Below are 12,722 nucleotides of genomic sequence, written 5' to 3'. Positions count from 1 at the left end.
GAGGTCCCGCGCGGGAAGTCCCGGCCGGAAAAACAGGCATCGGTGTGGGCGGCGATCAGCGCCGTGACGACGAATCGCCGGAAGTAGTGGTTCACGACTCCGATAGCGGGCCCCACACCGATGCGAATTCCGGCCGCTCACTTCACCGATCCACCGGCTGCCGCAACTGTCCGTGCCGCACCAAGCCCCGGCAACATCAGGTAGATTACATAGTGAACTACGTTGCAATAGTGGGCGAGGAAATCGCCGCTGTGAAAGGACATTCGAATGCAGATCAACGACAGCGTGGCCGTCGTCACCGGCGGCGCCTCCGGCCTCGGTTTGGCCACGACCAAGGCGCTGCTCGCCGAGGGCGCGTACGTCGTCATCATCGACCTCCCCTCTTCCAACGGTGAGGCCGTCGCCAAGGAGCTCGGCGAGCGGGTGCGCTTCGTCGCAGCCGATGTCACCGACGAGAGCGCGGTATCGCAGGCCCTCGACATCGCCGAATCACTTGGGCCGCTGCGGATTGCGGTCAACTGCGCCGGGATCGGCAATGCGCTCAGGACTGTCGGCAAGAAGGGCCCCTTCCCACTCGACGCCTTCACCAAGGTCGTCACCGTCAACCTGATCGGCACGTTCAACGTGCTGCGCCTGGCCGCCGAACGCATCGCCAAGACCGAACCGGTCGACGGGGAACGTGGCGTCATCATCAACACCGCCTCGGTCGCCGCCTTCGAAGGCCAGATCGGCCAGGCCGCCTATTCCGCGTCCAAGGGTGGCGTGGTGGGAATGACGTTGCCCATCGCGCGCGACCTCGCATCGTTGCTGATTCGCGTGAACACCATCGCGCCGGGACTGTTCAAGACACCACTGCTGGGCACACTGCCCGATGAGGCGCAGAAGTCGCTCGGCGCCCAGGTCCCGCACCCGTCCCGGCTCGGCGATCCCTCCGAGTACGGCGCTCTCGCCGCGCACATCGTCGCCAACCCGATGCTCAACGGCGAGACCATCCGCCTGGACGGCGCGATCCGCATGGCACCGCGCTGAGAATCTCCGAGTTCGAGCCGAGCAGCGCCGGGCACGGTACGGTGCCCGGCACTGCTCGGCTCGAAAATGCCGGAGCCGCAGGATATTCCACAACCGGCCCGGCCGGGCGCGGTCACGGCCACAGATTTGCGACTGGTTCACCGAGCGCGGTTTCGAGCAGGTGCGGGTCGCCGACCCCGAGGTGCCGCTCGGAGTCCGAGCACCGCTTGACCGACACCGCCGGAATCGCGCACCAGCCCTGTTCACCTTCGTCGGCTACGACCTACTCACCGGATCCGCCGGTAACGCGGCAAGGAATTCGATCTCACTCGAGCATATTGTATGGTTCACAACGGATTTCACGGCAATCAGATCCGGGCGAGGTGTGCGCGGAGAACCGATCCTGAATCGATCGGCTCTCAGCCCTCATGGGCGAGAAGGGTTTCCGGCCGAGTGAGGCCGCCGTGGGTCGACGTAATCGGCCAGCAGTTGACGGCGCAGGATCTTTCCGCTGGGCAACCGGGGCACCTCACCGAAACTGACCGACCGGGGTGCCTTGTAGTGCGCGAGCCTGTCGCGGCAGTAGTCGATCAACTCCCGCGCGAGGTCCGGGCCCGGCGTCACATCGGCCGCGGGCTGGACCACAGCGTGTACCCGCTGCCCCATCTCGTCGTCGGGTAGTCCGATCACCGCCACGTCGAGTACCGCGGGGTGCAGGGTGAGGGCGTCCTCGATCTCCTGTGGGTAGATGTTCACGCCGCCGGAAAGAATCAGATCCGAGCGGCGGGCCGACAGGTACAGGTAGCCGTCCCGGTCGACATGACCGAGGTCGCCGAGGGTGTTCCAGCCCTTGTCGTTGAACGCCTCCGCGGTCTTGGCCGGGTCCCCGAGATATTCGAATCGCCGGATATCACCGAACCAGACGGTGCCCACCTCGCCGGGCGCGAGCTCGTTGCCGGCGTCGTCGCAGATGTGCACGACGCCTTGTACGGCCTTGCCGACCGATCCTCGGTGGGTCAGCCACTCGGGTGTGTCGATCATGAAGAAACCGGTTCCCTCACTGCCGGAGTAGAACTCGGTCAGCTTGGGCCCGAACCACTCGATCATGCGCTCTTTGACCTCCACCGGGCACGGTGCCGCGGCGTGCACGACCAGGTGGATACTGGAGACATCGTAGCGCTCGCGAATATCGCTGGGCAGCTTGAGCATTCGCACGAACATGGTGGGCACGAACTGTGCGTGGGTCACCCGGAACCGGTCGATCAGCCGGAGGGTTTGTTCGGCGTCGAATTTCTCCATCACGATCGCGGTGCCGCCGTTGCGCACCGTGCCGAAGGTCCAGCCCAGGGGCGCGGCGTGGTAGAGCGGTCCGGGGCTCAGGTAGACCGAGTCGGGTCCGAAACCGAATGCGGTGCCCATCAGGTGGTCGATGCCGAGTCCGGCGCCGAACGGTTGCCCGGTCAGCGTGGGGAGAATTCCCTTGGGGCGCCCGGTGGTTCCGGACGAGTACAGCATGTAATAGCCCTCGGACTCGTCCCGGATGGGTGTGCTCGGCAGATCCGCGATCGCCTCCTCGACACGTTCGGCCCCGGCGGCACTACCACCGACCACCAGTCGCGATCGCAGCTGCGGAGCTGCCGCCTCGGCCGCCTCGGCGAGATCGGTCAGCGATGCCGAGTGGATCAGCAGGCGCGCACCGCAGTTCGCGACGATATAGGCCGCCTCCTCGGCGCTCAGGTGCCAGTTGACCGGCGTGTAGAGCAGGCCGGACCGCTGTGCGGCCCACACGACCGGGAAGACCTCGAGCTGATTGCGCATCAGGATCGCGATATGGTCGCCGGGACGCAGCCCACGAGACCGGAACAGGTGCGCGATTCGATTCGACCGTTCTTCGAGTTCGCGATAGGTCAGCGTCTCACCGCCGGCGCCCATGACGATCGCGGGCTTGTCCTCGTACCGGGCGGCCAATTCCGTGAGATTCACACCGCATCCCATTCCTTCTCGTCGAGTTCGGCCCCCTCCTGTCGAATACGGCTTCGAGCTGGTTCAGCCCTTGTCCGACAGCGCCTTTCGCCAATCCCCGGGCACCCGCGCGGCGGCGAGTTCGGCCGCGAGCCGGTCCACGACGCCCTGCACACTCGGCACATCGGTGATCAAGGCGGTCGAGTGACCGGCGCTCCACACCGATTTCCACGGTTTGATTCCCTCGGGCAGGTTCGGGCGGTGTCTGCCGGTCGGGCGCGGCAGATTCCGCGGGTCGAGACCGGCCCGGACGATCGAGGGCTCGAGGAAACTGGCCGGCAGACCGGCGATCGCATCGGTGAACAGGACATCCTCACTCTTGGACGTGACCAGCATCTGCTTGTGATCCTCGACGGTGCCCGACTCGGCCGTCGCGATGAAGCGGGTGCCCATCACGACGATATCGGCGCCCAGCGCCAGGGCCGCGGCGATACCGTTACCGTCGGCGATACCGCCGGCCAGCATGATCCGGCCGTCGAACATGCCGCGCACCTTCGGCAGGAACGCGAACGGCGACAGCGTTCCCGCATGCCCGCCCGCACCCGCGCACACCAGCATCAGCCCGTCGACACCCGCCTCGATCGCCTTTTCCGCGTGCCGGATGGTCGTCACATCGTGGAAAACCATGCCGCCCCACTCCTGCGCCGCCTCGACGACCTCGCGCGGGTCACCCATGTTGGTCAGGATCAGCGGTGCGCGATGTTTGCGCAGCGTGGCCAGCGCGTGGTCCCGTGCCTGTTTGTCCGCCGCAGCGGAGGCCAGCAGGTTCACACAGAACGGCGCGAAATCGCCACCGGAATCCACCGTCCGTTGCTCCGCCTCGCGGATCGCGTGCAGCCACGTGTCCAGGGTTTCCGGGCGGCGCGGATTGGCCGAGGGGAAAGCCCCGATGACCCCGGCCCGGCAGGCCGCGATGATCAGGTCGAGATTGGAGACGATGAACATCGGCGCCGCCATCACCGGGATCCTGAGCGAGTTCCAGTTGATCATGCGTTCTCCACCTTGCCGAAGTATGTCTTCCGCAGATCGCTCTTGCGGATCTTGCCCACCGCGGTTCGCGGCAATTCGTCCACGATCGCCAGCTTTTCCGGCGTCTTCTGTTTGGCCAGACCGGAGGCGGCGAAATGCCCTCGCAGTTGGTCCAGATCGAGTTGGGCACCGGGCGTCAGTACGACGACCGCCGCGGCGACCTCGCCGTAGCGCTCGTCCCGCGCGGCGACCACCACACCCTCGGCGACGGCCGGGTGAGTGCACAGCACATCCTCGATCTGGCCGGAGGAGATCGTCTCACCCGCGCGGATGATGACGTCCTTGATCCGGTCGGTGATCGAGATCCGGCCGTCGGTGTCGAAATGGCCCAGATCCCCGGTGCGCAACCAGCCGTCCTCGGTGAACGCGGCCTCGTCGAGCGAGGAGTCGCGGTAACCGACGAACTGGTCGGGCCCACGGGTGACGATCTCGCCGTCGACACCGACCGGCACGTCCCGGCCCTGCGGGTCCAGCACACGGACCTGCACGCCCGGCAGCGGGGCACCATCGGTATGAATGCGCGCCTCCTGCGGGTCGCCGATATCGCAGACGGTGATGGTCGGATGCTCGCTCGCGCCATAGCACCGGTAGGTCGTGATACCGGCCGCCGCAGCGCGTCTGCCCAGCTCATCGGGAACCGTTGCCGCGCCCAGCATCATTTCCCGCAGGCTGGCCAGTTTCTCGTCCCGGTCCTGGACGTCGAGGATCCCGGTGAGATGGAACGGGGTACCCACCGTGGAGGTGACCCGGTACCGGCCGATCAGTTCGACCGCGACGCGGGGGTCCCAGTTCTCCAGGTAGACGGTGTCGGTGCCGTGCAGGATCGGACGCAACATGCCGCCCACACCGGCGATGTGACCGGGCGGGAACGAGACGAGATGCACCGCCCCCGGACTCGTATCCTGCAGGTGCGGCATCGTGCGCTGCTCCGCGAGCACCGAATTATGGCTGTGCTGAACACCTTTCGGCGCCGAAGTGGTCCCGGAGGTATAGACGAGCAGGCACACGTCATCGGAGCGCACCCGCGGCCTGCGGTACTCGCCGTCGCGGTCGAGCTGCGACCAGGTAGTCACCCCCGCGTGGTGCTCGCCACCGACCACCACGATCTGTTCGAGGGTGGGAATCGCGGACAGCTGCGCGATCCGATCCGTGTAGCGAGTGGACCGAATCCGATCCGGCATGATCAGGACCTTCGCCGCGGACTCCCCGAGAATGAAGGACAGCTCGGCCGTGCCGTAGATGTGCACGACCGGGACCAGGGTCGCACCGGCGAGCAGCACCGCCTGGTAAGCCACCGCGCATTCGAACCGGCTGGGCAATTGCACCACCACCGCGTCGCCGGGCCCGACGCCCATGCCCTGCAACGCCGCGGCGATTCGCCGCGCCTCACGATGGATCTCGCCCACCGTGGTGTCGATCACCGTCTCGGCACCGGCGAATACCACTGTGGTGCTCGCATGCTCCCGCGCACCCTCCTCGAACGCGTCGAGCAACGTGCGGTCGGAATACCAGCCCTCGCGATACCACTTGGCGCGCAACGCCTCCCGGTCACGGCCCGGGCTCTCGGTGGTCGTCATGGATTCGCTCCGATCGTTCGGGAGGACCTGCGCAAGTGCTTGTGCCGCAACGCCCGCGGCTCGTAGGCGAGGTCGGCGCGCGCGATCGTCACACCCGGGGCGACCACCTCGTCGATGAGATCGAGCACCTCATCGGTCAATACGGTGCCCACCACGCGCAATTGGCTTTCCAGCTGATCCATCGTGCGCGGGCCGATGATCGTCGAGGTCACGGCGGGGTGTGCCAGCGTGAACCCGAGCGCCAGGGTGATCAGGTCCGTGCCCGCCTCGGCGGCGATCTCGGCGAGCCGTTCCACTGCCGCGAATTTGCGCCGCGCGCCTTCGGAGTCGATCCGCCAGGATCCGCGACCGAGGCGGCTGAACCGCGACGCATCGTCAGGTGTGTTGTCGCTGCGGTACTTTCCGGTGAGCCAGCCGCCGTTCAACGGGCTCCAGACGATCGTGCCCATGCCGTACCGCTGACAGGTCGGAAATACGTCCCGCTCGGCCCCTCGAACGAAGATCGAGTAGGGCGGCTGCTCACAGCGGGGCTTGATATGACCGCGATCGGTGGCAACCCACTGCGCCTCGACGATCGCCTCCGCAGGAAACGTCGAGGTACCGACCATGCGCACCTTACCCGCGCGCACCAGATCCGACAGCGCGCCGAGGGTTTCGTCCAGATCGGTGGCCTCGTCGAGGCGATGCACCTGGTACAGGTCGATGTAGTCGGTGCCCAGGCGGCGCAGACTGTCCTCGCAGGCCCGTACGATCCACCGCCGCGACGCCCCGCGATGATTGGGGTCGCGGCTCATGGGATTGAAGAATTTGGTCGCGACCACCACATCGTCGCGACGCCCGGCGATCGCCTTACCGACGATCTCCTCCGACTCCCCCCGCGAGTACACATCGGCGGTGTCGATGAAGTTGATGCCGGCATCCAGTGCGCGATCTATGATCTCGCGACAATCGTCGTGATCGGCATTGCCCAGAGCACCGAACGACATCGCGCCGAGGCACAGGCGTGAGACGGTGACGCCACTGCGCCCCAGGTGGTCGAATTCCATAGTCATCGTCCCTTCCGAACGGACGCGCGATTACCGAACGAATGCACGCGGCATGTGCTGAGCGTCCCTGGACTGATGAATGCTCTTGTGCTCGAAGTGAGTACACGCCAGAGCACCACGTCGGCCTTGTCGGCGCCACGATCCGTCAGCCATCGTTGCGCGCCTCCCGGGGCATTGGCGCCCCCGGCGATCGCCTCGGCGGGCGCTCGGAGGAACGCGTCCGGGATCGGACGGCGTCCTGGGCGGTCCGCGCGACACCGCCGCCCACGTCACGCAGACGCAACAACCGGTCGTGACCGGTCGAAGGTGATTCCGCCGTCGCTTCCATCTGCTTCCTTTCGAACGAAACCGGTCAGGTCGGCTGGTTCGCGATGTCCGGTTCGCGCACGGGGCGGTAGCACGCGCCCAGCAGTGCCGCGGCCGCCGCGAGACCCAGCACCACCGAAATCACCAGCCCGGCCCAGCCGTCGAAGATGTTCTGCCCGAACAATGCCCGGTCCAGGCTGATCCGCCCGGCGCCGCCGACCGCGACCGATACCGCGCCGATCGCGAGGATGAAGTTGTACTCCCAGCCGTTCGCGGCGATGAAGAAGCCGTGCGCGCGGTGCACCGTCCACGCGGCCACCGCCATCAGCGAGACGAAAGCAGCGGCCGCGAACGGAGTGAGCAGGCCGAGCGCGAACAGGATTCCGGCACCCACCTCGGTGCCCGCGGCAAGCCACGCCTGCACCGTGCCCGGACGCATGCCGATGCTGTCGAACCATCTCGCGGTGCCGGGAATTCGCCCGCCGCGGAACAGCTTTCCGTAGCCGTGGGCGGCCATGGTCAGTCCCAGGCACACCCGAAGCAGGGCCACGCCCGCATCGATCGAGGTCACGAGATCTCCTTGCCGGGTCGAATCAGGACAGTCGGGCCAGCACCGCACCGGCGGCGCGATCGCGCAGGTTCTCGGGGCGGCCGAGCGCCACCTGGTTGGCGGTGGCACGGCGCAGCAGGAGGTGCGCGGGATGCTCCCAGGTGAAACCGATACCGCCGTGGATCTGGATGCAGTTCTCGGCCACCCACACCGCGGCGTCGAGTGCGGCCGCGGCCGCGATATCCGCGGACAGCCGCGCTTCGGCATCGTCGGGTCCGAATTCGGCGGCGGACAGTACCTGTGCGCGCGAACCCTCCGCTCGGACCAGCATGTCGGCACAGCGATGCGAAATGGCCTGGTACGAGCCGATCAGGTGGCCGAACTGCTCGCGCTGCCCGGCCCAGTCGACCGCGAGTGCCAGGGCTCGGTTGGCGACGCCCACCGAATCCGCCGCAAGCGCTACCTGGGCCAGTCGCCTGGCGGCATCGAGAATTCGGGTCACCTCCGCTCCGCGGGCGATGATCTCCGGCTCGACACCGTCCAGCACAACCGTGCCGATGGTTGCGGTGACGTCCACAGATTCCTGGGGGACGATCTCGACCTCGATGGGTTTCGCCGTGCCCAGAACGAGTTCGCCGGTGGCGTTTTCGCGGGCCAGCACCACCAGCTGGTCGGCGACCGGCGCACCGGGCACCCGCTCGACCGAACCCGACAGGCGAGTCCCGTCCAACGTCGGCAAGCGATCGTCGACGACCCAGCCACCGTCGTCGACGGGGACGACGAACGCGGCGGTGGCACCGTCGCACACCGCGCGCACGGCCTCGACGGCACCGGCCTGCCGCAGCACCTCGAGCGCGATGAGCGTCGGGACCAGGGGCACCGGCGCGAGGGCGTAGCCGGCCTCCTCGACCGCGGCCGCGAGCAGGCGAAGGCTCGCGCCGGCGCCCCCGAGGTCCTCGGGAAGGGCGAGACCGGGCAGGCCGAACCTGATCAACTCGTCCCAGAGTCCGATGTCGTAGTCCGCGGGCTTGGTCGCCCAGGACAGCAGCTGTTCGGTGCCGGTGTGCGATGCCAGGGCCTTGTGCAGCACCTCGCGCAGCGCGGCCTCGTCCTCCTCGGGCGCGGTGAGCGGGCGGCCCGGTGCGACCGCGGCGGGGCGGGTGCCCTCACCACGATGCGACGGCAGGCCCAGAACCTGCTCGGCGATGGCGTTGCGCTGGATTTCCGCGGTGCCCGCGCCGATGGTCGAGGCCCGGGTCATGAGATAGCCGTACGTCCAGCGCCCGCCGTCGACGGCACCCTCCGACCGGTTGCTCAGCGCGGCGCCCGATCCGGTCAGCCGCTGCGCGAGCCGGTGCAATTGTTGTTCGAACTCCGATTTGACCAGCCGGTTCACCGATGCGACGCCACCCGGATCCTGTTGGCGCAGAACGGCATCGAGCGCGCGTGCGCTGTTCGCGGCGATAGCCCGCACACCGGTCTCGACGTAGGCGAGTTCCTGGCGGATCAGCGAGTTGTCCGCGTAACCCTGGTCGATCGCGAGGGCGAACACTTTGTCCACCAGGCCGCGATAGCGGAACTCGTCGGCCAGGAATGCGGTCGCGCGCTCGTGGCCCAGGGAGGTCCGCATCACCGACCAGCCGCTGCCCTCCTCCCCGACCAGATTCTCCACGGGCACCACGACATCGTCGAAGAAGATTTCGGCGAAGTGGTGACCGCCGGCCGCATCGCGGAGCGGGCGGACGTCGATACCGGGCGAGTTCATCGGGATCAGCAGATAGCTGATGCCCGCGGTCCCCCGGCCTGCAGGGCCCGTACGCACGAGCGCGAACATCCAATCGGCCTCGGCCGCCTGAGTTGTCCAGATCTTCTGACCGGTGACGCGATACGTGTCGCCGTCGCGCACGGCCTTGGTGGACAGCGAGGCCAGGTCACTGCCCGCACCGGGTTCGGAGAAGCCCTGGCACCAGCGCTCGTCCGCGCGCAGCAGTGGCTCGAGGAAGCGCTTCTTCTGCACCTCGGTGCCGTAGACGATCAGGGTGGGCGCGACGATGAAGGCGATCGGGTTCGGATGCTTGGGCACACCGGCGGCGCTGGTCATCCGGTAGTAGTCGAGCTGGTCCTCGAGACCGAGCTCGAGACCGCCGACCGCGCTGGGCCAGCCCGGCGCGGCGACGCGGGCGTCGACCATCTCCGACTGCCAGGCGCGCGCGGCCTCGGCGCGTTCCTTCGGGGTTTTCGGCCGCGGGCGCTTGGCGTAGGCCTCGAGCAGGGCGGTCAAGCGCTCGCGCCAACCGTCCGGTGCGGCCGGTCCCTCCAGCGGTCCCGTCGTCGATCCCTCCACCACGCCTCCTCGGCCATTCTCAATAATCACTAGGTTAACCTAGTGATAGGTTACAGCTTTCTTGTGCACAGCGGAAGTCCCGCGTGGGGAAGCGCCGTTCGACGCCCCGGGGGATTTCGGATTCTCAGACGCCGGGCAGGAGCAGCTTGTGCGCCGCGGTCCGATACGCCTCGGTCAGCGGTGCGGACCCCGGCACACCCTCGACGGTGTTGACCTCGATCGACCGTGACGCCGCAACCAGACGGCCCGCCTGGAACAGCCCGGCCCGCTGCTCGATCGAGGACCGGCCGATCCGCCCCAGGCCGATCCCGAGCTGAACCTCGCCCGGATACATCACTTCGGCGAGGTAGTCGATCTCGAGACGGGCCAGGACCATCCGCAGCGGTACCGCATCGGCCAGCAGATCGCTGGTCGCGCGAGACAGCGTGACGCGGCCTTCCTCGAACATGCGCGCGATCGCCACATTGTTCACGTGACGGAGCGGGTCGATATCCGCGAATATCAGACTGATCTCACGTCGGCAGGGATACGCCTCGAGCGGCAAGTGTTCGGTCACGTCACTATTCCTACGGAATCGGCCGCGCAGATGAACAATCCTCGGGCGGACACCGTCACCTGCCCGTCGGCGACGATCTCGCCGATCGTGAACAGCTTGCGCCCCTCGCGACGGAGTTGCCGGGCGCGCACGGTCAGCGGGACGTACAGCGGCGTCGGCCTCCGATAGGTGATATCGAGTTGCGCGGTCATGCCACCGACACCGGCCAATTGGTTCGCCACCGCCAGCGCCGCATCGAGCAGCAGTCCGCATACCCCGCCGTGCACGAGGGCGGGCGGACCCTGATACGGAAGCCCCAGGGTGACAACCCCTTCCGCCCATCCATCGCCGACGTCCCGCATCGTCAGCGGCGGCGCGAGCGGGTTCTCCGGACCCGTCGCCGGATCGTGCCGGGCGATTCCCTCGCCACGCCACATCTCCGACAGATGGACGGGAACGGGACGGGTACGCCCCCCGAGGGCCTCGGCGATACGCTGCAACTCTGCCGCAGCGGCCGGCAGGCCGCCGTCGTCGGGGGCTGTTCGCGCCAATGCGCCGATGATCCGCCGGACCGCGGTCACAGCATCGTTCAGCGGATCGTCGATCCGCGGCGCGGTCAGACATGACTCACCGGGAGTGAAGCGGGACAACAACTTTCGGCGCGACGGCACGGTCCAGTCGATCATCGCCCGTCCGGAGCCTCGCGTCGGGAGGGTCTATCGGTGTAGGCCATTTCCTGCGTCAGGCTCGCCACGATCTCGCCGTTGTCGACAACCGTGCCCGAGTACCAGCCGCGTCTGCCCGCCGACACACCTCTTCCGAGATCGACGAAGAGCCAGTCATCCCAGCGCGGCGTGCGGTGGAACCACAACGCGTGGTCCAGGCTCGGGCCGAGGACCTCACTGCCGACCGTGCGCTGCAGACCCGCGGAGAAATCCGACATATAGGCGATCGCCGCGGCATGCCCGAGCGGATCATCCTGCGGCAGTTCACCATTGGGTCGCACCCAGAACCTGGTCGGGAAGAACTCGTCCGGACTCGACCAGTCCTGGACCCGAACCCGCAAGGCCAGTTCCGGATCCGGCGTGATGGCCGGGCACTGCTCGGGCCGAAGGCGCGGCGACACCTCCGACACGGTGCGTTCCTCACCGTCGGCCACTGTCCGGAAGGACGCCGACATGTTGAAGATCACCTCACCTTCCTGCAGCGCGACCACTCGGCGCGCCGAGTACGACCTGCCGTCCCGGTCGTTGTCGACCCGGAAGAGCACCGGGCGAGCGCCGTTGCCCCGGCGCAGAAAGTATCCGTGCAACGAGTGCGGCAGCCGGTCCGGCTCGACCGTCGCCCCGCAGGCGAGCAGGGCCTGCGCCATCACCTGGCCCCCGTACAGTGCGCGATCGACCTCGAAAAGGTGTACCGACCGGAACAGCCCCCGGTCGATCCGGTCGAGCTCGAGCACATCGGTGAGCGGGACCGTCCGTAGCTGGTCCGCAGAGCTCGGCGCGGCCACCTCAGGCATCCGAACTCGATTTGGCCGGGCGCTTGTCGAAGCGGTCGCCGATGTCCTTACCGTCCGGCCGCCACGACGCCGACGCCTCCGCCTCGAGGCCGAGCGCGTGTGCGACCGAAGCACCTGCGCCCTCCTTGAGCAGGCGCAGCATGCGCTGCACCGCGACCGGGTGGCTCGCCGCGATCGATGCGGCGATCGCGAGGGTGCGCTCCATCAACTGTTCGTGCGGCACAACCTCGTTCGCCAGACCGATGCGCAGTGCGGTCGCCGAGTCGATCGGATCGCCGCTGAGAATGATCTGAATCGCGGCCGGCAACCCGACGATCCGGGGCAGCATCGCACTGCCGCCCCACCCGTTCAGCAGTCCGATCGAGGCATGCGTGTCGGCGAACACGGCCTTCTCGGAGGCGATGATGAACGAGCAGTTCACCGCGAACTCGAAAGCTCCCGTGTAGCACGGCCCGTTGACCGCGGCGATCACCGGCTTGCCGATCGCGCGCACGACCTGGGTCGGCGTGGTTCCCTCGGTGCGCGGCGGCGGACCGGTCAGCGCCTCGGGCAGGTCGACGCCCGCGGAGAAGGCCGTTCCCGCGCCGGTAATGACCACGACCCGTACGTCGTCGTCGGCATCGGCCTTCCACAATTCCCGCTTGATCGCCTTGCGCATCGCCCGATTGATCGCATTGCGCCGATCGGGCCGATTCAGCGTCAGAATCGCGACGTGGCCCTCGCGGGTCACCACGACCGGTTCGGCGTCGAAATCGTCGTTCTTCTCACCCATCGCGACTCCCTAAC

Annotated in this window: 11 protein-coding genes; 1 reads left to right on the top strand and 10 read right to left on the bottom strand. The window is 67.6% G+C overall.

Translation table 11 applies throughout. The annotated features are described in order from the left end of the window. Positions 1-267: 267 nt before the first annotated feature. Positions 268-1,029, top strand: a complete 762-nt coding sequence (locus ON40_RS41550) for a 3-hydroxyacyl-CoA dehydrogenase (RefSeq protein ID WP_040831111.1) — start codon at positions 268-270, stop codon at positions 1,027-1,029. Between the two features lie 405 nt (positions 1,030-1,434). Here ON40_RS41550 and ON40_RS41545 read toward each other — a convergent pair whose 3' ends face one another. The 10 genes from ON40_RS41545 to ON40_RS41500 all read right to left on the bottom strand — a co-directional run bounded on the left by ON40_RS41545 (position 1,435) and on the right by ON40_RS41500 (position 12,708). Then, complete coding sequence (locus ON40_RS41545) at positions 1,435-2,940, bottom strand: acyl-CoA synthetase (RefSeq protein WP_373282070.1); 1,506 nt, start codon at positions 2,938-2,940, stop codon at positions 1,435-1,437. Positions 2,941-3,054: 114 nt separating this feature from the next. Then, positions 3,055-4,020, bottom strand: a complete 966-nt coding sequence (locus ON40_RS41540; protein ID WP_040831110.1) for an NAD(P)H-dependent flavin oxidoreductase — start codon at positions 4,018-4,020, stop codon at positions 3,055-3,057. After that, positions 4,017-5,636 (bottom strand): class I adenylate-forming enzyme family protein, encoded by a 1,620-nt coding sequence (locus tag ON40_RS41535; RefSeq protein WP_051194413.1) that lies wholly within the window; start codon positions 5,634-5,636, stop codon positions 4,017-4,019. The genes ON40_RS41540 and ON40_RS41535 overlap by 4 nt, the downstream gene beginning before the upstream one ends. Beyond that, positions 5,633-6,682, bottom strand: coding sequence for an aldo/keto reductase (locus ON40_RS41530; protein ID WP_040831109.1), 1,050 nt, complete (start codon positions 6,680-6,682; stop codon positions 5,633-5,635). Before ON40_RS41530 ends, ON40_RS41535 begins: the two co-directional genes overlap by 4 nt. Before the next feature lie 352 nt (positions 6,683-7,034). After that, the gene (locus tag ON40_RS41525; protein ID WP_040831107.1) at positions 7,035-7,559 is read right to left on the bottom strand and encodes a DoxX family protein; all 525 of its coding nucleotides are present in this window, start codon (positions 7,557-7,559) and stop codon (positions 7,035-7,037) included. A gap of 22 nt (positions 7,560-7,581) precedes the next feature. Then, positions 7,582-9,885, bottom strand: coding sequence for an acyl-CoA dehydrogenase family protein (locus tag ON40_RS41520; RefSeq protein ID WP_373282068.1), 2,304 nt, complete (start codon positions 9,883-9,885; stop codon positions 7,582-7,584). Positions 9,886-10,006: 121 nt separating this feature from the next. Continuing rightward, positions 10,007-10,438 carry an acyl-CoA thioesterase gene (locus tag ON40_RS41515; RefSeq protein WP_040831105.1) on the bottom strand — a complete coding sequence of 144 codons (432 nt, stop codon included), beginning with the start codon at positions 10,436-10,438 and terminating at the stop codon, positions 10,007-10,009. Next, positions 10,435-11,103 (bottom strand): PaaI family thioesterase, encoded by a 669-nt coding sequence (locus tag ON40_RS41510; protein WP_051194412.1) that lies wholly within the window; start codon positions 11,101-11,103, stop codon positions 10,435-10,437. Before ON40_RS41510 ends, ON40_RS41515 begins: the two co-directional genes overlap by 4 nt. Further along, a complete protein-coding gene (locus tag ON40_RS41505) occupies positions 11,100-11,936 on the bottom strand; it encodes an acyl-CoA thioesterase (RefSeq protein ID WP_051194411.1) in 837 nt (278 codons plus the stop codon). Before ON40_RS41505 ends, ON40_RS41510 begins: the two co-directional genes overlap by 4 nt. After that, on the bottom strand, positions 11,929-12,708 hold the full coding sequence (locus tag ON40_RS41500; protein WP_083896330.1) for an enoyl-CoA hydratase-related protein: 780 nt from the start codon (positions 12,706-12,708) through the stop codon (positions 11,929-11,931). The genes ON40_RS41505 and ON40_RS41500 overlap by 8 nt, the downstream gene beginning before the upstream one ends. Positions 12,709-12,722: the final 14 nt, after the last annotated feature.

The organism is Nocardia jiangxiensis NBRC 101359, from assembly GCF_000308615.1.
Classification (GTDB): domain Bacteria; phylum Actinomycetota; class Actinomycetes; order Mycobacteriales; family Mycobacteriaceae; genus Nocardia; species Nocardia jiangxiensis.
The sequence above is the reverse complement of the archived record's forward strand: the minus strand, read 5'-3'. Positions and strand labels throughout refer to the sequence as shown.